Below are 18613 nucleotides of genomic sequence, written 5' to 3'. Positions count from 1 at the left end.
AAGGCCCCGGTCCACGGACCGGGGCCTTCGTCGTACCGCCACACCGTTCCCGGGCCCACCCTGCGGACCAGCCGCCCGCCGACGAGGGGCCGGGGCTACTTCTGCACGAGGGCGCTGATGATCACTACGGCGAGCAGCAGGACGAACGCGCCGGTCACGATCCGCATACGGGTCTTCGGGTCCACGCTTCGAGACTAGTCGGTCGCCCGAGCTACCCCTGCTCCGGCCCCTCGTTCGCCGGCTGGGCGCGGCCTCGGTACTCGCGCTGCCGGAAGACCGTCGGGGCGACGCCGACGCGGCGGGTGAACAGGCGGGTGAAGTACGCCGGGTCCTGGTAGCCGACCCGGCGGGACACCGTGGAGACGGGCAGTTCGCTGGCCGCCAGCAGGTGCTTGGCCTCGTTCAGGCGGACGGTGAGCAGGTACTCCTTGGGGCTGGTCGCGCCCTGTGCGCGCACCGCGCGGCGCAGTTCCTCCACGCCCATGCCGACCCGCCGGGCGTGCTCGGCCACCGACAGCGGCAGGCACGCGTCCCGGCGCAGCACCTCCATCACCGGCGCACCCTCCGGACCCAGGTCGGCCCGGTGCCGGTGCAGCTCCACCAGCAGCTCGTGGACCGCCGCCGACGCCTCCGGGCCGGCCGTCGGCCCGCCCCGGCGGCAGACCGCGGCGATCCCGGCGATCACCCGCAGCGCGGTCTCCGCGGAGTCCAGCGGCACCACCTCGGCCTCCGGCAGCAGCCCCAGCTCGGCGTACCCGGCGGTGCCCGCGCCGGTGAAGTCCACGAAGGACTCCGCCCAGCCGTCCGCGCCCGGCCCGTAGTGGTGCGGCACCCCCGGCCGCAGCCACAGCACCGCCGGCGCCACCACCGGCAACCGCCGGCCGCCCGGCAGCGCGTACCAGCCGTGCCCCGAGCCGACCACCACCGCCACCCAGTGGTCCAGCACCCGTGGCCCGACCACCGGCAGCCGCCCGCGCTGCAGGCCCACGCCCAGGCACGCCAGGCCGGTGCCCAACTGCGCCGGCCCCGGCGTCAGGTAGTGCCACCAGCGCTCCATCGTCCTCCGTCCCCGGTCGTCTCCCGGACAAGTCCAACACGCCGCCGGGCTTTGTCCATGGTCCGGGCCGATGCCTTCTTGCAGGCTAGGAGGCATGCTCACCTACGACTCGACCGGCTTCCGCCTCGACGGCCGCCCGCTGCGCATCCTCTCCGGCGCGATGCACTACTTCCGCACCCGCCCCGAGCAGTGGCCCGCCCGCCTCGCCACGCTGCGCGCGATGGGGCTGAACACCGTCGAGACGTACGTGCCGTGGAACCTGCACGAGCCCTCCCCCGGCCGCTTCGAGCGCCTGGACGAACTCGGCGCGTTCCTCGACGAGGCACACCGCCAGGGCCTGTGGACGATCGTCCGGCCCGGCCCGTACATCTGCGCCGAGTGGGACAACGGCGGGCTGCCCGGCTGGCTGACCGCCAAGGTCGGACGCCGGGCCCGCACCAGCGACCCCGAGTACCTGGCCGCGGTCGACGCGTTCTTCGACGTGCTGCTGCCGCAGGTCGTCGAACGCCAGTGGGGGCGGCCCGGCGGCACCGTGCTGATGGTGCAGGTCGAGAACGAGTACGGCTCCTTCGGCAGCGACCGGACCTACCTCGACCACCTGGCCCGCGGCCTGCGCGAACGCGGCATCACCGTCCCGCTGTTCACCTCCGACGGCCCCGAGGACCACATGCTCGGCGGCGGCACCGTCCCCGGCATCCTGGCCACCGTCAACTTCGGCTCCGACCCCGAAGCCGCGTTCGAGACGCTGCGCCGCCACCGCCCCGAGGACCCGCCGTTCTGCATGGAGTTCTGGAACGGCTGGTTCGACCACTGGGCCAAGCCGCACCACACCCGCGACGCCGCCGACGCCGCCGACTCGCTGCGCCGCATCCTCGCCGCCGGCGGCTCCGTCAACCTGTACATGGCCCACGGCGGCACCAACTTCGGCACCACGGCCGGCGCCAACCACGAGGACGCCCCGTTCAACTCCACCGACTGGACGTACTCCCCGTACCAGCCGACCACCACCTCCTACGACTACGACGCCGCCCTCGACGAACGCGGCCTGCCCACCCCCAAGTTCCACGCCTTCCGGCGAGTCATCGCCGACTTCGCGGCCGAAAACCCGTCGCTGGTCCACTACTTGGACGACCGGGTGGCCGAACTGCCGTCCGCAACACCCGTGTTGAGCGGACGCGAGGTCGCGCTCACCGAGATCGCCGAGCTGCCGTTCGGGGACGCCGTCGCCTCCCCCGTGCCGCCACTGTTCGAGGAACTCGGGCTGGAGCACGGCCTGGTCCGCTACACCGCGGCAGTGCCCGCGATCAGCGACACCCAGCCGCTCACCGTCGAAGGCCTGCGCGACCGGGCCGCGCTCCGGATCGCCGGCAAGCACGCCGCCTCCCTCGAACGCGGCGTCCCCGCGCCGCCCGTCACCGCGACGGGCGGCGACCAGGTCACCCTGCTCGTCGAATCGCTCGGCCGGGTCAACTACGGCCCGCAGGTCGGCGAAACCAAGGGCATCACCGGCGTCCGCCACGAACGCCAGTACCTGCACGGCTGGCACGCCCAGCCGCTGGCGCTCGACCCGCAGCCCGCTGCCGCGTACGCCCCCGGCGAGCCCGGCCCGGAGCTGCTCGTCCGCGGCACCTTCGACCTGGACACCACCGGCGACACCTTCCTCGCCGTCCCCGAGGGCGACCACGGCTACCTGTGGATCAACGGCTTCCTCCTCGGCCGCTACGACCGCCAGGGCCCCCAGGTCACCCTCTACTGCCCGCAGCCGCTGCTCCGCGAGGGCACCAACACGCTCACCCTGCTGGAACTGGGGCAGACGGCGCCCTCCCGCATCGAGCTGCGGGAGGCACCCGAGCTGGGGTGACAGCAGGCGGGCGCGAGAACCGGGGCGCGCGCCCGCCGGCCGTCACCCCCGCAACGGCCACTCCTTCACCACGGTGTACCGCGCCGGTCCGAACCCCGTCTCGCTGCGCATCAGATGGATCCGCCCGGCCTCCCACTCCGTCCCCCGGAAGCGATCCATCGCGGCCGCCATCCCGCGCATCCCGCTCGCCCCGAAACGGCTGCGGGCGAGGGTGAGGTGCGGGTGGAAGGGGTGGTCGTCCGTGATGTCGAGTGCGTCGCGGACGGCGTCGGCGAGCCGTCGCAGGGCATGCGTCTCGCCCGTCACGCCGCACCAGAGCACCCGGTCGCCGAACGTCCCACCGCCGGCCAGCCGCAGGCGGTGTCTCGGGTGCGACGCCGCGACCTCCGCCAACTTGTCCGAAAGCAGCGGCACTTCGTCCGCCGGAACCTCCCCCAGGAAGGCCAGCGTGAGGTGCCACCCGGCACTCCCGCTCCAGCGCAGCCGGTCGGCACCGGGGAGCTCTCGCAGGGAGGATGCCGCGTCGGCGAGTTCCTGGATGGCGCGGGCCGGCGGGTTCACGGCGACGAAGAGCCTCATCCCGCCATCGTGCCCTACCGCCCGGCGGCCGCCACCGGATAGAAAGGAGGTCATGCGCATCCGCACCGGAGGTCCTGACTCCGCTCCCGCCCTGCTCTCTCTCATCGACGGCGCGGTCGCCTGGCTGACCGCGCAGGGCCGTACCGGGCAGTGGGGGGCGGTGCCGTGGTCGCAGCGTCCGGAGTCGGTGGCCCGGGCCGAGCAGGCGTGTCGCGAGCAGTTGGTGCGGGTCGCCGAGCGGTCGGGGGGCGGGGGCGACGCGCTGGGCATGTGCATCCTCTCGGAGGAAGCCCCGTCGTACGCCCCGCCGGTGCCGGAGCGGGAGCTGTACGTGCACTGGCTGGTCACCGACCGCGTGCACAGCGGTTCCGGCATCGGCTCCGCACTGATCGCGGACGCCCTGCGGGAGGCCCGGGCCCGCGGCATCGACCTGCTGCGGGTGGACTGCTACGCGGGCGGCGACGGCCGGCTGGTCGAGCAGTACGAGCGGCTCGGGTTCACCCGGACCGCCACGTTCACCGTCGACCGGCCGGCCGGCCCGTGGCCGGGCCAGGTGCTGGAGCAGCGCGTCCCGCAGGACTAGCAGGCCGTCGCCAGGTCGCTCTTCTGCACCACCGAGAACACCCGGCCGCGGGCCCGCACCGGGTGCAGGTCGAACCTGAGCCGCAGGCCGCTGATCCGGCCGAGCACCAGGGCCACCACACCGGCGGCTGCGGCGGAGACCAGTCCGCAGGCGAGCAGGCCGAGGCGGGGGCCGTATTCGGCGGTGATCCAGCCGACCAGCGGGGCGCCGATCGGGGTGCCGCCGGTGAAGACCAGGACCAGCAGGCCCATGACCCGGCCGCGCATCTCGGGGTCGGTGCCGAGCTGGAGCGCCGAGTTGACCGAGGTGTTGAAGGTCAGGCCGAAGATGCCGATCAGGGTCAGCAGCAGCGCGAACGTCCAGTAGCCGGGCGCGAACGCGGCCGTGATCTCCAGCGCGCCGAACGCCAGCGCCGCGAACACCAGGCGGCGCAGCCGGGGCGCGCCGCGCCGTGCGGCGAGCAGGGCGCCGGTGAGCGACCCGACCGCCATCGCGGTGTTGAGCAGGCCGTACCCGCCCGCGCCGACGTGGAAGGTGTCATGGGCGAAGCCGGAGAGCAGGGTCGGGAAGTTGAACCCGAAGGTGCCGATGAACCCGGCGAGCACCATCGGCCAGAGCAGCTCGGGGCGTTCCCGGACGTAGCTCAGGCCCTCGCGGAGCTGGCCGCGTTCGCGGGCGATCCGCTCGACGGGGCGCAGTTCGCTGCTGCGCATGGCGAGCAGGCCGCCGATGACCGCGGCGAAGGACAGCGCGTTGACGGCGAACGCCCAGCCGCTGCCGACCGCGGCGATCAGCGCGCCGGCCACGGCGGGGCCGACCAGCCGGGCGGTCTGGAAGTTGGCGGCGTTCAGGCTGACCGCGTTGGCCAGGTCCTTGGCGGGCACCATCTCGCTGACGAAGGCCTGCCGGGTCGGGTTGTCGACCACCGTGACCAGGCCGAGCAGCAGCGCGAACAGGTAGACCGCGACGGGCGTGACGGTGCCGGTGATGGTGAGCAGGGCGAGGCCGGCGGCGAGCAGGCCCATCGCGCCCTGGGTGGCGATCAGCAGGCGGCGCTTGGGCAGCCGGTCGGCGAGGACGCCGCCCCACAGGCCGAGCAGCAGCATGGGCAGGAACTGCATGGCGGTGGTGATGCCGACCGCGAAGGGGCTGCCGGTGAGGCTGAGGACCAGCCAGTCCTGGGCGATGCGCTGCATCCAGGTGCCGGTGTTCGAGACCACCTGACCGGCGAAGTAGTACCGGTAGTTGCGGATGCGCAGGGACGAGAACATCCCTCCCGGGCGGGTGAACCGGCCCGGCGAAGCGGCGGGGATCTCCGCCGCGGTGCGTTCCTCGGGGTCGTCGTCGCCGCTGCCCGGCAGGCCCGTGGGAGCGGGCGCCTGGCTCTGCGCGGCGGGGGCGCCGGTGGGCGCGGGTTCGGTGGCGGCCGTCTCGTCGGCGAACGGCTCGTCGGCGCGCTGCCCGGCGGGGCGGGCGCTGATGCGTCGGGGGTCGGTTCGGAGGTCGGTGCGGATGGTCGCGGTGCGGATCGTGGCGGCGCGTGCGGCCGGCGGTGTCACAGTGGTCTCCCCTCGACGCGCCGCGGCCGTTTCGACGGCCGCGGCGCGGTGTGTGGCGCTGGTGGATGCTGCGGTGATGCGGTTCTCCTTCGTTCGCCCTGAGACGGTCGGCCTGTCGGCTTACAGGTGGGCCAGTTTGTAGAGCACGGGCGCGGCTGCCTTCAGCCGTTCCCACTCCTCCTCGTCGAGGCCCTCGGCGAGCTCCGCCAGCCAGGCGTTGCGCCGCCTGCGGGACTCGTTGAGGATCTGCTCGGCCTGTTCGGTACTGCTGACCACCACCTGCCGGCGGTCCTCGGGGTGCGGCTCGCGCCGCACCAGGCCCTTCTCCTCCAGCATCGCGATGATCCTGGTCATGGAGGGCGGCTGGACGTGCTCCTTGCGCGCCAGCTCACCGGGCGTCGCCTTCCCACAACGGGCAAGCGTGCCGAGCACCCCCATCTCGGTGGGGCTCAGCGACTCCTCGACCCGCTGGTGTCGCAACCGCCGGGCCAAGCGCATCGCGGACGACCTCAGCTGGCTTACCGCCACCAGGTCGTCCTCGGACATCTCGGGCATGTCCTTAGCCTACGTCATTACCAAGGCTAAAGAAAATTGATTTCGATCACCCGGCCGGCCGCGCTCCCCCGGGGGGTTCAGTCCGCGCTGAGCTGGAAGCCCAGGCGGCCGAAGCGGAGGCGGTCGCCCGGGCGGACGACGGTGCCGCCGGCCAGGCGGCGGTCGTTGACGAAGGTGCCGTTGCTGGAGCCCAGGTCGTAGAGGACCCAGTCGCCGCCCTCGAAGCGCAGTTCGGCGTGACGGCGGGAGACCGTCGCATCGCCGAGGCGCAGGCCGGAGCCGGTCATCCGGCCGATCAGCAGGCGGCCGACGGCCGGAGCGGGGAGCTGGAGGCGGGTGAGCTGTTCGGCGTGCCAGGTCTGCCGCAGCCGGACGTTGAGCGCGGAGACCTTGGCGACGGTGCGCAGCAGCAGCCGGGAGACCGGGCCGTAGGTGCGCAAATCGCCGACCACCTCGGCGAGTTCGGCGCGGCTGCGGGCGGTGAGGACCAGTTCCATCCGGCGGATGAAGGTGTCGTGGGAGAGCCGGCCACTGCCGACGCCGTCCCGCAGCACTTCCAGCGCGCTGTCCCGCTCGCCCTGCGAGGGGCGGGCCAGCTCGGTGCCGAACTCCTGAGCGCTCATGGCGCGATTGTCGGCCGCCCGGGGCGCGGCTGTCCAGCGTGCGGCGCGCCCCTGACCGGCGCAATCCCCAACTGCGCCCGCACTGCTGCCTTTTCGGCGAATTCCCGGTCAACTCGCCTGCCCGGCAACGCCGTCCTGGCAGGATCCGGTGCAGCACGATCCGCCGCGCGAGGGAGCACCGCCATGCCCGTCATCGCCGTGACCGGACACATGGGCCTCACCCCGGCCACGGCCCGCGCGGTGCGCGCCGCCCTCGACGCCCAACTCGCGCCTTACCCGGCCGGTGAGTTGACGGGTCTTTCGTGTCTCGCCCCGGGCGCGGACACGCTCTTCGCGGACGCCGTCCTGGCCCGCGGCGGACGCCTGATCGCCGTACTGCCGGGCCCGGCCTACCCCGGCCCGCAGGCCGCGGCCGCCGAAGCCGACTTCGTCCGCCTGCGCGCCGCCGCCGACCGGGTGCTGACGCTGCCCGCGGCCGTGATCGACGACGCCGCCTACGTCGCCGCCAATGCCGAACTGCTGGCGCTGGCCGACGAGTTGATCGCGGTCTGGGACGGCAGGCCGGGCAACGGCCCGGGCGGGACGGCCGACATGGTCGCCGCCGCCCGGGCCGCCGGGGTGCCGGTGCACGTGCTCTGGCCGCCCGGATCGGCCCGCACGAGCAGCTGAACCGCCCGAGAACGGCAGCCGAACTGCCCTACGGCTCCAGCCGGTTCGGGCCGCGGAACAGGAAGACCGCGTCCCGGATCGACGGCAGCCCGAGAGCCAGCATCAGCACCCGGCCGAGGCCCAGGCCGAAGCCGCCGTGCGGGGGCATCCCGTAGCGGAAGCAGTCCAGGTAGCGGCCGAGCGGGCCCTCGGGGCTCGCGTCCATGCCCTTCTCCCGGGCCTGCGCGACGAGTTGGCCGTGCCGGTGCTCGCGCTGGGCGCCGGTGGTGATCTCCACGCCCTTCCACAGCAGGTCGAAGGAGTCGGTGACGGTCGGGTCGTCGGCGGGCCGCAGGTGGTAGAACGGCCGCACCGAGGCCGGGAACCGGGTGACGAACACGAACTCGTGCCCGCTCTCCTCGGCCACCAGCGCGCTGAGCAGCCGCTCGCCCTCCGGGTCCAAGTCCTCCCGGACGCCTTCCTGGTCCCAGCCGGCGGCCCGCAGTTTCGCCACCGCCTGCGCCATCGTCAGCCGGGGGAAGGGGAGTTCGGGCACCACGACGCGGGTGTTCCGGTGCTGCTCGATCTGCTCGCCGTGCCGTTCGGCGACCCGGGCCAGCACCCGGCGCAGCATCCGCTCCTGGAAGGACATCACGTCCTCGACGCTGTCGATCCAGGCCAACTCGACGTCCACGCCGGTGAATTCGGTGGCATGCCGGGAGGTGAACGAGGGCTCGGCGCGGAACACCGGGCCGATCTCGAAGACCCGGTCGATGCCACTGGCGATCGCCATCTGCTTGTAGAACTGCGGCGACTGCGCCAGGTACGCCGTCCGGTCGAAGTACCCGACCTTGAACACCTCGGCGCCCGACTCTGAGGCCGTGCCCATCAGTTTCGGCGTGTGCAGCTCGGTGAAGCCCTCCTCGGCCGCGAGCTCCCGCATCGCCTGCTCGACGGTGGTCTGCACCTCGAACACCAGCCGCCGCCCGGGGCGCCGCAAGTCCAGAAAACGCCAGTTCAGCCGCTGTTCCGGGCCGGTCTCCGCGCTGATCGGCAGGCCCGACTCGGCGGCCGACACCACCTCGATCCGCTCCGGCACGATCTCCAGCCCGCCGAGCTTCACCACCGGGTTGGCGACCACCTTCCCGGTGATCTCCACCGCCGACTCCGGCGTCAACCCCCGCAGCACCTCGTCGAGCCGGTCTCCGTCACCCCCGCGCCGGTGGGTCACCTGCACCATCCCGGTGTGGTCCCGCACCACCACGAACTGCATCCTGCTCTGCAGCCGCAGCGTGTTCACCCACCCCTTGACCGTCACCGTCCGGTCCAGTGCGGACGGCAACTCGCCGACGAGGGTACGTACCATGATCAGCAACTCCCTGGGTTGCGGACGCGTTGTTCGCGCCACGAATAGAGCGGTAAACAGCCGCCCGAGGACGCGCCCACCGTAGCGGCCCGCCCACCTGCGACACCTCCGGTTTTCCGCCGCACTCGTCGCCCCCGCCCCGGGCCTACGATGTCCCGACTCGACTGCGGCCAGGGGGAGTTGACGGTCGATCGCAGACGCGTACGCACCTGGGGAGGTCCGTCCGATGGACGAGGACGCGTGGGAGCGGCCGGTGGCACGGGCGCAGTCCCTGGAGGGGCTGCTCAACCTGGCCGGCCCGCTGATCGAGATCGCGACGCTGCCCCGGGCGCAGACGCCCGTCCGGCAGCTGCTGGTGTACGACCCGCTCGACCGGCCGGCCGGGCGCGGGGACCTGCTGGTCGCCGTCGGCGTGGACCCGCACGGCGCGGCGGCCGAGAAACTGCTGCGCGACGCCGGGGCGGCCGGGGCGGCGGGCGTGGTGCTGCGCGAGGCCCGCGACGGCGGACGGAAGCAGGAGCTGCGGGCGGTCGCCGAACAGGCCGGAACGGCACTGCTGTTCCGCACCGCCTGGGTGGACTGGCCACGGGTGATCACCACTCTGCGGGCCGCCGCCGCCACCGGTCCCGTCCCCGGCAGCGCCAACGTCCCGCTCGGCGACCTGGGCGGACTGGCCCGCCTGATCGCCGTCCAGGTGCGGGGCGCGGTGACCATCGAGGACCCGGACTCCCGGGTCCTCGCGCACTACGCCGAGAGCGCCGACCTCGACCCGATCCGGATCCGCACCGTCACCACCGGCCAGGTCCCCGAGGAACGGCAGCAGGCGATGTCCGAGGGCGGCTTCTTCAAGGAACTCTGGTCCACGGACCGGGTGTTGCACCGCCGCGCCGAGGGCGACGTGCCGGAGCGGCTGGTCCTGGCCGTGCAGGCCGGCGGCGAACGCCTCGGCTCGATCTGGGTCGCCGCCCTGTCCGGCCAGCAGCTCCCGGACGGCGCCGCCGAGGCCCTGCAGGTCGCCGCCCAACTCGCCGCCGCCCACCTGCTGCACCACCGCTCCCGCCACCACGGCCGCAGCGAACTGCTCACCGAGGCCGCCCGCTCGGTCCTGGACGGCCGCGGCTCCGGCGCCCTGCTCGCCCGGCACAGCGGCATGCCCGCCGACGGCCACTGCGCCGTCCTCGCCGTCGGTGTGGCCGGCCCGCTCGACGACGACCTGCGGGTCCGGCTGGAACGGCACGCCGGCTGGCACCCCGCCGGCCCCGGCCGCAGCTCCCTGCTGCTCCCCTCCGAGCGCGGCGTCCTGATCCTGCTGGCCGGCCTCGCCCCCGACCTGCCCACCGCCGAACTCCAGGTCGCCGACTTCGGCCGCCGGCTGGCCGCCGACCTGTCGGCCCGTCTGAAGACCCGCGCACTGGCCGGCCTCGGCCCCGTCCAGGACCGCCTCGACCACGCCTCCCGCTCCCGCGAATCCGCCGAACTCGCCCTCAGCGGGCTGCTGTTCGGCCGCGCCGAACTCGGCTGCGCCACCGTCGACGAGGTCGCCGACGCGGTGGCCCTGCGGCACATCGTCGAGACCCTGCGCGAGCTCCCGCTCCCGGTCCGCACCTCGGTGTCCCGGCTGGTCGCGCACGCCGACCAGAAGGGCGACCGCGCCCCGCTGGACGCGCTGCGCGCCTACCTCGACCACTCCCGCGAACTCGGCCGGGCCGCCGACACCCTGGGCGTGGCCCGCACCACCTTCGCCAACCGCTTCCACAACAAGGTCCTCAAGATCTCCGGCCTGGACGTCGACAACCCCGACGCCCGCCTGCTCGCCCACCTCCAACTCCGGCTGCTCGACCACGACCCCACCGCGCCCTGACACCGCGCCGGGCCACGAAACCGGTGCCCGGACGCGGCTTCCGCCAGACTCCCCGGCACCCGGCACCCGCCCGCACCCACCAAACCGCCGACCGACGTCCGGAATCCCGGCCCCCGCTCCGACGCAGGCCCGGACCATCGCACCGTGCGCACGGCCACCGGCCCCACGCCGGGGCGCCCTGCCCGTGTCCTGACACCGGACCAGGCCGTCGAACCGGTGCCCGGACGCCGGTCTGCCCCCGTCTCCCCCGTCATCCGGCGGCCCGCACCCACCCGGGCCGCCCCGGCCGCCGCCCCGCACCAACCCCGGCCGAACCGTCGCACCCCGCGGTGCGCGCGGCCCACCCCGCCCGCCGAAACCCGGCGCGGCGGGCACAGACACGGCGGCACCCCGAACCGCACGCTGGAACCACGGCCCGGAACGCCACCCGGCCCGGTCCCCTTCCTGCCGACCTCGCGCGGAGCGTGCCCCATGACCGACCACCAGCCCCTGATCGGCGCCGAGCGCCGCGAACTCGTCCTCCGCGCGGCCGTCCGGCGCGGCCTGCTCGACCCGGAGGACACCCCGCTCGCCGCCTTCCTCGACCTCGACGCCGTCACCGGGACGGTGGCCGCGCTGCACGCCGCGTTCCCCGCCCGGCTCGACGTGCTGCACGCCTTCGCCGCCAAGGCCAACCCGCTCGGACCGGTGCTGCGCCGACTGCGCGGCCTCGGCATGGGCTGCGAGGTCGCCAGCCCCGGCGAGTTCGCGCAGGCCCTGGCAGCCGGCTTCGCGCCGGACCGGATCGTGCTCGACTCCCCCGCCAAGACCCGCCGCGAACTGGCCCTCGCGCTGGACCTCGGCGTCGCCGTCAACATCGACAACTGGCAGGAACTCACCCGCGTCGACGACCTGCTCACCCACCGCCCCACCACCTCCCGGATCGGCGTCCGGGTCAACCCGCAGGTCGGCGGCGGCAGCATCGCGGCGATGAGCACCGCGACCGCCACCTCCAAGTTCGGCATCCCGCTCGCCGACCCCGGCAACGTGGAGCGGCTGATCGACGCCTTCCGGGCCCGCCCCTGGCTGACCTGGCTGCACTGCCACATCGGCTCGCAGGGCGTCGAGCTGTCCCGGATGGCGGCCGGCGTCGGCGCGACCGTCGACCTCGCCGAACGCATCAACCACGAGCTCGGCCGCCGCCAGGTCACCGGCATCGACCTCGGCGGCGGCCTCCCCGTCAACTTCACCGACGACCGGATCGCACCCGGCTGGGACACGTACGTCGCCGAACTGCGCCGGCACGCCCCCGCGCTCTTCGACGGCGGCTACCGGCTGGTCACCGAGTTCGGCCGCTCCGTGCTCGCCAAGTCCGGCTTCCTCGCCTCCTCCATCGAGTACACCAAGACGGCCGGCGGCCGGGCCATCGCCGTCAGCCACGCCGGCGCCCAGGTCGCCACCCGCACCGTCTTCATGCCCGACAGCTGGCCACTGCGCATCAGCGCCCACACGCCCTCCGGCGCCACCAAGCACGGCACCCTCGTCCCCCAGGACATCGCCGGCCCCTGCTGCTTCGCCGGCGACCTGGTCGCCCGCGCCCACCCGCTGCCCCTCCTGGAACCCGGCGACCTGGTCTGCCTCCTCGACACCGGCGCGTACTACGCCTCCCACCACTTCAGCTACAACTCCCTCCCCGAACCCCCGTGTACGGCGCCCGCACCGACACCTCCGGCGCCATCCACTTCGAAACCCTGCGCCCCGCCCAGTCCATCGACAACCTGGTCACCCGCACCACCGCCTGACCCGCGCTGCCCCGCCCGGAACAACGACAACGGCCCTCCCCCGCAGCACTCGCGGGGAAGGGCCGTCGGGCGACCTGAGGTCAGAGCAGGCCGAGGGCCGGCATCAGGTAGTAGAAGGCGAAGACCGCGGCGACCGCGTACATCGGGACGGGGACGGTGCGGGCGCGGCCGGCGACCACGCGGAGGAGGCAGAAGGCGATGAAGCCGAAGCCGATGCCGTTGGTGATGGAAGCGGTTAACAGCTTGGGTAGGGTCTTCGCATGGCTACCTTCTCTCCTCGCCGTTTCGCCGGCCGCACCGAGCTGGACATAGACCCTGACCAGCTGGTTTGGATTCTCTACGCCCGCGAGTCGGAGGACTCCGAGGGTACGGGCGAGCAGGTCGAGAACCAGATGGTGGACCTGCGCGAAGAGGTCGCGGGCATCGGTGGCCGGGTTCAGCGCGAGGAGTTGGAGAACGACACCTCCGCCTTCAAGAAGAAGCGCATCCGTCTCCCCGACGGCACCTTCGTCTACCGGGTGGTCCGTCCCAAGTGGGACTCGATCATCGCCGACCTGCGCCGGGGTGAGGGCAACGCGCTCGCCGTTTCCAACATCGACCGAGGCATGCGCGACCCCCGCGACCTCGAAGACCTGATCGACCTGGTCGAACGGCACGGCGTCTTCGTCATCTCGGTGACCGGGTTCCTCGACCTCACCACGGACGCGGGAATCGCCATGGCCCGCAACGAGGTGAACCAGCGCAACCTTGAGTCCCGAAACACCTCTCGCCGCATCTCCAACGGCAAGCGCAAGGCCGCCTTGAAGGGGCGGAACTCAGGCGGAGCGAATCGCCCCTATGGCTGGGAGGACGACAAGAAGACTCTCCGCCCGGCCGAGCACAAGAACATCCTCGAAGCCATTGAGAAGGTGCGGCAGAGGAAGAAGACGTCCACGGTCATCACGGAGTGGAACGGGCGCGGAGAGCTGACCGCGACCGGAAAGCGCTGGCTGACGAGGACGCTGGAGCAGATCCTCACGAACCCCCGCCTGTACGGCGCGAAGACGTACAAGGGCGAAGTCCTGTACGACGCGAACGGCGACTACGTGCGCGGCGACTGGGAGCCGGCCACCACGAAGGAGGTGTTCGACAGCATCCAACCGCTACTCCCCACCCCCGGCCCCCGGGTCAACCCCCGAGACGGCCGAGGCCACACCACCAAGTACCTGCTGTCCCCCTTCGTGCGCTGCGGCAAGTGCACCGCCCGGATGCGCGGCGGCGTCCGCGACGGCGGACACGTCTACTGGTGCCGCTCGAAGAACAACGGCGGGTGCGGAGGGTGCTCCCGTCGTGGAGCCGAAGTAGACCGCTACATCACCGAGTTGGTGATTCAGGACCATGAGCGCGCATCCCTCCGCGCGGTCGAGCAGCTTCCCCCGTGGGAGAAGGACGAGGATCTGCGGATCGTCCGCCAGAAGATCAGCGAGTCACGGGAGCAGTACCGCGCCAACAACATCAGCGGCGCCAGCTACTTTCCACTGCTGGCCGAACTGGAGGCGGACGAGCGGAAGTTGAAGAACGAACGGCAGCGGCACGAGGCTGCCCGAGCCCTCCAGATGGAGGCGATTCCCAACCTTCGCCAGCAGTGGGCCGACCCGGAATTTGCGCTTGAACAGCGGCAGGCCGCCGTCGGGCAGAGCCTGGTTGCGGTCGTGATCCATCCGACCGGCCCCGGCAGCCGGGTGTTCGACCCAAGCAAGATCGAACCCATCTGGAAGGAGCACCCGGCCGAACAGGGTGGTGCCTGACCGCATGACGAAGTGGCGGACCGCAGAGAAGTGCGGTCCGCCACTTGCCTTGTGTTCAGTTGGGCTACGACGCTGCGAGGCCGTAGATCATGGCCACCTGTCGCCGCCACTCGGCCGACCGCTCCGGGGCGCGCTTGAGGTGTTCGCGCGCCCATTCCTCCGGGCTGGGCATTGGCGGCCGACCACCAGGTTTGGCCCTCTGCTCAGACTTCACGCCGCTTCCCCCTCCCGCTTGAGGCGCAGAGTGGCGGCGCGGTTGTCGCGGACGGTTTGGGCGAGCAGTTCTTCGCCGGGGGTGTAGCCGGTGGTGAGGAAGCGCCAGTCGGAGATGACGAGGGTGGTGTCGGGATCGACCAGCGGGAGGCCGGCGCGGATGCGGGCCTGCTCGCTCTGCCAGGTGCGGCGCACGTCCCGGAGGGTGCCGAGGGTAGTGGAGTAGCGGCGGGACTTGGTGGAGAAGTGGCCGCGGAAGCCGAGCATGTGAGCCCACTTGGTGAGCTTGAGATCGGCAAAGTCAGTGACGCGGCGGCCGAGGTCCCAACAGGTGCGGATCATCTGGCGAACGTGCGCGGCAACCTTGAGGTCGGCGATGGGCTCGGCCAGGCCGGTGCCGTCGCAGGAGCGACATTCGGTGTCACCGTCGTCGGTGGGGATGCGTCCGCGCCCCTTGCACGGGGAGCAGTAGAGGGGGCGGTCGACGGTGCCGGTGCCCTCCGCGGACTTGGTGGCGTACTTGGCGACGTAGCCGGCCACGGCGGCGTCCGTGAGCGGGGTGTCGTCGCGGTCGTCCGCGTCGGGTCGGCGGATCACCCGTACGTCGAGCTGGGCGCCCCAGCGAAGGACGCGTTCGCCGATGGAGTCGCCAGTCACGGTGACGGCCACCTTGGCGGCAGCGGAGCGGACCGCGTCGGTGAGGAGGTCGGTGGTGGCCCAGGCCGGGGGCGCGGTGGTGGAGCCTTCCGGGCCGTCGAGGCGGACGATGGCGTGGAAGTGGACCAGGCCGCGCTTCTGGAACTCGGCGACCTTGGCGAAGGAGACGCGGCAGTGGTCGCGCAGTTCCTTGAGCGAGAGGCCGGTGGCGTGGGCGACTTCGCGCCGCAGGTAGGTGGTGAGGCGGGCCCAGAGGGCTCCGGCGTGCGCATTGAAAAGAACGGCCCCGGCGTAGTCGTACGTGGCCGGGTCGATCGGGGTGCCGAGGGCGGGGTGCTCGGCGGGGTGGAGGACGCCGCAGCGGCAGGGGACGAGCTTGCCGGTGCGGGTGGTGGGCCGGTTGTGGACGGGGCCGAAGGAAGGGGCGGTGAGGGTGACGAAGACGCGGGGGTGGGTGCGGACGGCATCCGGGGTGCCCTTGCCACCGGCGAGGCCCGCCCGGATCAGCTGGTAGGTGTCGGCCGCGTAGACACGGGAGCAGGAGGGGCAGCGGGTGGAGCGGCGGTTCCCGCAGGCGACGAGGGTTCGGCCGAGGGGTTCAGCGGCGCTGGAGTACTGCCGGAGCAGTTCGCCGCTGGTGGTGTCGAACGTCGAGGTGCTGCCGACGAGTTGGATGGGCCGGGTGCAGCCGGCCAGACGCTCGACGGTGGCTTCGATGCGGTCGAAGTCGTCACGGTTGGCGAGGTGGATCAGGTCCCGGGCGGCCGTCGAGGCGACCGCGCGCAAGTCGAGGAGGTCGGGGTGTGCGGTCATGAGTTCTGTCCTTCCGGGCAGCGCTGCGAGGCATGGGGGTGCCGTCGCGCCGACCACGAGGGGTGTGGTGTTCGCGGTCGGCGCGAGGCGGTGAGGTAGTTCGTCAGGCGGGGACGGCGGCCAGGTGGGCATGGACGGCGTCGGCGAGAGTGGCGGGGACGCCGAGGCGGACGCGCAGTTCGGCCGGGGTGATCACGGTGCCGGTGCGGACGTGGTGGTCGTCGGCAATGCGGCGGCCGGCCGCGAGGAGCGGTGCCGGAACGCTCGGCAGGGCCGTGGGCACCAGGACCGGGGCGGGTTCCGGATCAGGTTCGATGTCCGGCGCGAGTGCAGGTTCGGCGTCCGGGCCGGTCAGGTCAGCGGCCGGAGGCAGCGGCGGCGTGGGCCCCTGCTCGGGTTCGGTGCTGTTTGCAGGGGTGCGGGGTTCAACGGCCGGGGCGGGTTCCACCGGGGACGCGGCGGGTACGGGGACGGGCCGATCGAGGACGGCGGGCGGGACGGGACGGAGGTCAGGAGCAACATCCTTGCTGAGACGGGTGGTTGGGCTGGCGAGGTGGTGCAGGAGGTCAGGGCCGACAACTCCCCAGCCGAGGAGAAGAACGGGGGCGACGGCGTCGAGGGCAGCCCGTCCGATGTGGCCGGTGAGGAGGGGATCGGCAATGTTGAGGGCGACGGTGAGCAGGCCGCACAGGTGCATCAGCCGCTTGGCCGAGGCGAGTTGGGCCGGGCCGGTGCCGGTCAGGATGAGGTGGTGGAGGGCGACGAGGAGGCCGACGACGGACAGGTCCACCATCGGGGCGATCAGGGGCGCGATCGGGCGTGGGATGCCCAGGCGGAGGGCGAGGGCCCAGACGTTGCCGAAGGAGAAGACGAAGGCCAGGGCGGCGATGACCGCCATCACCACCGTGACCGTGACGCGGGTGAACGCTCCCGGGCCGGCCAGACCGGGCGTGGCGAAGGTGGTGGCGGGCATCGCCAACTTTCCTCTCTGCTCTGCACATTGGTGCCACAGTGGTCAGGCGGTGGTGTCGAAGTCGGTGTCCTTGAACAGGCTCGGTCCGGCCTGGAGGGTCAGCAGCTCGAAGGGGTCGGCCGTCAGGTGCGCGGAGGCTTCGGCGACGCGGGCGACGTGGTCGGGCTCGACGTAAGGCACCCGGATGCGGGTGAAGCCTTCGTGGCCCTGCCGGACCATGGACGCGACGCCGACGAAGCCGGGGTCCTGCATCGTGACGGGGTTGGCGTCGGGCCAGTTGCGGATGTCCTCACCGAGGGCGGCCACCGCGGCCTCGGTGGTCTTCTGGGCGAAGGACAGCGAGACCGGGCACACGTCGCGGATGAAGGTGGGGATGGCGTCGCCGGTCGCCTTCTGGGTGGCCAGGACGACCACGATGCCCACCGAGCGGCCCTTCTTGACCAGGTCTTCGACCAAGCGCGCGTTGTCGGCCGCGAGCTGGGCGAGGCGCTTGGTGGTGGAGTCGGAGCCCTTGTACTCGCGGAAGTAGGTGTGCGCTTCGTCGACCACCAGGACGACCAACGGCCATTCCGCGCTGGGGCCCTTGGACCACATGTTGGTGGTGCCCAGCAGCCGGCGGATCGAGGAGGAGCGTGCGCGCCGCAGCTTCACCAGGCGGCGGAAGAGCTTGTTAGCGGCTTCCAGGTCGTCACCGACGAAGGCGAACAGGCGGTTCACGACGTCGGCGTAGTCGCCTTCGTGCGCCTCTGACACCTTGCCATCGGCCACGGCGAACTGGACGGCGCCGGAGGGTGCGAGACGGGAGATCAGGCCGTTGATCAGCGAGGTCTTGCCGTAGCCGGGCAGGCCGGCCACACACACGCCGGGCACGTTGGACATGCGCAGGACGGAGGCGAGGGCGTACTCGTCGATGCCCAGGTCCCACACGGACAGGTCCGCCGGGGGCTTGCCGTCGGGCGTGAAGGCGTAGGGCTCGAAAAGGGGTTCGCGGCGTACGGCGCGGATGCGGAGCTTGCCGGGACCGTCCGGGTTCACCGAGACGCGGGTGCAGGCCCAGGCGTCCGCGAGGTGGTCGGCGCGCTTCTGGAACTCCTCCAGCCCGATCTTCGGCACCGTCTTCACGGTGACCGTGACGCCGTACGGGTCGGGCTTGGTGGAGAGGCTCGGGGTGAGGATGCGGGGTTCGGGCTTCTTGTCCCCGGTGGCGAGGGACTGGAGGAAGGTGGGTGTGCGGTCGGTGGTGACGAGCCCCAGGTTGCGGGCCAGGCGCGGCCAGGTGCGGCGCATACGGGCGGCCTGCCGAATCGAGCGGCGTGTCTCCTTGTCGGCGGACAGGAAGCGCACACCGATCACGATCAGCCAGCCGAGCAGGCCGAGGACGACGACCGCGGCAGCGTAGGGCAGCCACGGCATTGCGTCGAGCGGGCCGGTGGTGGCCATCGACGGGGCGGCGATCACGAGGTGGGGTCCTTGGGGAGGTAGAGGAAGCGGAAGAGCGCTTGACGCAGGTTCAGCAGGTCCGGGCCGGAGGTGATCGGCGGGTAGCCGTGGGCTTCCAGCACCTTGGCGGCGTCGAAGAGCAGGCCAAGCGCGAAGCGGGGGTCGCCATCCGGGGCCGGGAGCGGATACACGGCCGGGTCGGCGGCCGGGGCCGGGCCCGTGGAGGAGAAGTCCACGGGCCCGACGATCCGGGCAGG

15 protein-coding genes and 2 pseudogenes are annotated in these 18613 nt (G+C 72.5%); 6 read left to right on the top strand and 11 right to left on the bottom strand.

Annotated elements, in window-relative coordinates; all coding sequences use genetic code 11:
- Positions 1–211: 211 nt before the first annotated feature.
- Entirely contained in the window at positions 212–1057 is an 846-nt protein-coding gene (locus tag ACFV18_RS04985; RefSeq protein ID WP_380479372.1) for an AraC family transcriptional regulator, read from the bottom strand.
- Positions 1058–1151: 94 nt separating this feature from the next.
- Here ACFV18_RS04985 and ACFV18_RS04980 point away from each other — a divergent pair, with 94 nt between their 5' ends.
- Positions 1152–2918 carry a glycoside hydrolase family 35 protein gene (locus tag ACFV18_RS04980; RefSeq protein ID WP_380479370.1) on the top strand — a complete coding sequence of 589 codons (1767 nt, stop codon included), beginning with the start codon at positions 1152–1154 and terminating at the stop codon, positions 2916–2918.
- 42 nt (positions 2919–2960) lie between these two features.
- Here the strand turns inward: ACFV18_RS04980 and thpR are convergent, their stop codons facing one another.
- Positions 2961–3497: an RNA 2',3'-cyclic phosphodiesterase gene (gene thpR / locus ACFV18_RS04975; RefSeq protein ID WP_380479368.1), complete on the bottom strand. Its 537-nt coding sequence runs from the start codon at positions 3495–3497 to the stop codon at positions 2961–2963.
- Positions 3498–3549: 52 nt separating this feature from the next.
- Here thpR and ACFV18_RS04970 point away from each other — a divergent pair, with 52 nt between their 5' ends.
- Positions 3550–4080: a GNAT family N-acetyltransferase gene (locus ACFV18_RS04970; RefSeq protein WP_380479365.1), complete on the top strand. Its 531-nt coding sequence runs from the start codon at positions 3550–3552 to the stop codon at positions 4078–4080.
- On the opposite strand, the gene ACFV18_RS04965 is transcribed toward ACFV18_RS04970, so the two are convergent.
- The 3 genes from ACFV18_RS04965 to ACFV18_RS04955 form a co-directional block, all read right to left on the bottom strand.
- The gene (locus ACFV18_RS04965; RefSeq protein WP_380479858.1) at positions 4077–5351 is read right to left on the bottom strand and encodes an MFS transporter; all 1275 of its coding nucleotides are present in this window, start codon (positions 5349–5351) and stop codon (positions 4077–4079) included. The two genes, ACFV18_RS04970 and ACFV18_RS04965, sit on opposite strands and share 4 nt — an antisense overlap.
- 408 nt (positions 5352–5759) lie before the next feature.
- Entirely contained in the window at positions 5760–6194 is a 435-nt protein-coding gene (locus ACFV18_RS04960) for a MarR family winged helix-turn-helix transcriptional regulator (protein ID WP_380479363.1), read from the bottom strand.
- A 77-nt stretch (positions 6195–6271) separates the two neighbouring features.
- Positions 6272–6817 carry an FHA domain-containing protein gene (locus tag ACFV18_RS04955; protein WP_380479361.1) on the bottom strand — a complete coding sequence of 182 codons (546 nt, stop codon included), beginning with the start codon at positions 6815–6817 and terminating at the stop codon, positions 6272–6274.
- A gap of 183 nt (positions 6818–7000) precedes the next feature.
- Between ACFV18_RS04955 and ACFV18_RS04950 the strand changes: the two genes are divergently transcribed.
- The gene (locus ACFV18_RS04950) at positions 7001–7486 is read left to right on the top strand and encodes a hypothetical protein (RefSeq protein ID WP_380479358.1); all 486 of its coding nucleotides are present in this window, start codon (positions 7001–7003) and stop codon (positions 7484–7486) included.
- 28 nt (positions 7487–7514) lie between these two features.
- On the opposite strand, the gene aspS is transcribed toward ACFV18_RS04950, so the two are convergent.
- The gene (aspS, locus tag ACFV18_RS04945; protein ID WP_380479857.1) at positions 7515–8837 is read right to left on the bottom strand and encodes an aspartate--tRNA(Asn) ligase; all 1323 of its coding nucleotides are present in this window, start codon (positions 8835–8837) and stop codon (positions 7515–7517) included.
- A 220-nt stretch (positions 8838–9057) separates the two neighbouring features.
- Between aspS and ACFV18_RS04940 the strand changes: the two genes are divergently transcribed.
- Positions 9058–10692, top strand: a complete 1635-nt coding sequence (locus ACFV18_RS04940; protein ID WP_380479355.1) for a helix-turn-helix domain-containing protein — start codon at positions 9058–9060, stop codon at positions 10690–10692.
- Between the two features lie 471 nt (positions 10693–11163).
- Positions 11164–12264 (top strand): annotated as a pseudogene (locus tag ACFV18_RS04935) (diaminopimelate decarboxylase); the annotation flags it as partial.
- Between the two features lie 289 nt (positions 12265–12553).
- Here the strand turns inward: ACFV18_RS04935 and ACFV18_RS04930 are convergent.
- Positions 12554–12709, bottom strand: a pseudogene (locus tag ACFV18_RS04930) (NCS2 family permease); the annotation flags it as partial.
- Positions 12710–12733: 24 nt separating this feature from the next.
- On the opposite strand from ACFV18_RS04930, the gene ACFV18_RS04925 reads away from it, so the two are divergent.
- The gene (locus tag ACFV18_RS04925) at positions 12734–14260 is read left to right on the top strand and encodes a recombinase family protein (RefSeq protein WP_380479353.1); all 1527 of its coding nucleotides are present in this window, start codon (positions 12734–12736) and stop codon (positions 14258–14260) included.
- A 210-nt stretch (positions 14261–14470) separates the two neighbouring features.
- Here ACFV18_RS04925 and ACFV18_RS04920 read toward each other — a convergent pair whose 3' ends face one another.
- From ACFV18_RS04920 to ACFV18_RS04905, 4 genes are all read right to left on the bottom strand, one after another.
- Positions 14471–15943, bottom strand: coding sequence for a replication initiator (locus ACFV18_RS04920; RefSeq protein WP_380479350.1), 1473 nt, complete (start codon positions 15941–15943; stop codon positions 14471–14473).
- A 103-nt stretch (positions 15944–16046) separates the two neighbouring features.
- The gene (locus ACFV18_RS04915) at positions 16047–16916 is read right to left on the bottom strand and encodes a DUF2637 domain-containing protein (protein ID WP_380479347.1); all 870 of its coding nucleotides are present in this window, start codon (positions 16914–16916) and stop codon (positions 16047–16049) included.
- 42 nt (positions 16917–16958) lie between these two features.
- Positions 16959–18374 (bottom strand): cell division protein FtsK, encoded by a 1416-nt coding sequence (locus tag ACFV18_RS04910; protein ID WP_380479345.1) that lies wholly within the window; start codon positions 18372–18374, stop codon positions 16959–16961.
- A complete protein-coding gene (locus ACFV18_RS04905) occupies positions 18371–18592 on the bottom strand; it encodes a hypothetical protein (protein ID WP_380479343.1) in 222 nt (73 codons plus the stop codon). The genes ACFV18_RS04910 and ACFV18_RS04905 overlap by 4 nt, the downstream gene beginning before the upstream one ends.
- Positions 18593–18613 lie beyond the last annotated feature (21 nt).

The organism is Kitasatospora sp. NPDC059673 (genome assembly GCF_042734215.1).
Lineage (GTDB): Bacteria > Actinomycetota > Actinomycetes > Streptomycetales > Streptomycetaceae > Kitasatospora.
The sequence above is the reverse complement of the archived record's forward strand: the minus strand, read 5'-3'. Positions and strand labels throughout refer to the sequence as shown.

Excerpts from the sequence above, each read along its gene's own strand:
- ACFV18_RS04940 (WP_380479355.1), top strand. The coding sequence starts at position 9,058 with ATGGACGAGGACGCGTGGGAGCGGCCGGTGGCACGGGCGCAGTCCCTG.
- ACFV18_RS04955 (WP_380479361.1), bottom strand. The coding sequence starts at position 6,817 with ATGAGCGCTCAGGAGTTCGGCACCGAGCTGGCCCGCCCCTCGCAGGGC.
- ACFV18_RS04960 (WP_380479363.1), bottom strand. The coding sequence starts at position 6,194 with ATGCCCGAGATGTCCGAGGACGACCTGGTGGCGGTAAGCCAGCTGAGG.
- ACFV18_RS04985 (WP_380479372.1), bottom strand. The coding sequence starts at position 1,057 with ATGGAGCGCTGGTGGCACTACCTGACGCCGGGGCCGGCGCAGTTGGGC.
- thpR (WP_380479368.1), bottom strand. The coding sequence starts at position 3,497 with ATGAGGCTCTTCGTCGCCGTGAACCCGCCGGCCCGCGCCATCCAGGAA.
- ACFV18_RS04980 (WP_380479370.1), top strand. The coding sequence starts at position 1,152 with ATGCTCACCTACGACTCGACCGGCTTCCGCCTCGACGGCCGCCCGCTG.
- ACFV18_RS04950 (WP_380479358.1), top strand. The coding sequence starts at position 7,001 with ATGCCCGTCATCGCCGTGACCGGACACATGGGCCTCACCCCGGCCACG.
- ACFV18_RS04915 (WP_380479347.1), bottom strand. The coding sequence starts at position 16,916 with ATGCCCGCCACCACCTTCGCCACGCCCGGTCTGGCCGGCCCGGGAGCG.
- ACFV18_RS04920 (WP_380479350.1), bottom strand. The coding sequence starts at position 15,943 with ATGACCGCACACCCCGACCTCCTCGACTTGCGCGCGGTCGCCTCGACG.
- ACFV18_RS04970 (WP_380479365.1), top strand. The coding sequence starts at position 3,550 with ATGCGCATCCGCACCGGAGGTCCTGACTCCGCTCCCGCCCTGCTCTCT.
- ACFV18_RS04965 (WP_380479858.1), bottom strand. The coding sequence starts at position 5,351 with ATGTTCTCGTCCCTGCGCATCCGCAACTACCGGTACTACTTCGCCGGT.
- ACFV18_RS04925 (WP_380479353.1), top strand. The coding sequence starts at position 12,734 with ATGGCTACCTTCTCTCCTCGCCGTTTCGCCGGCCGCACCGAGCTGGAC.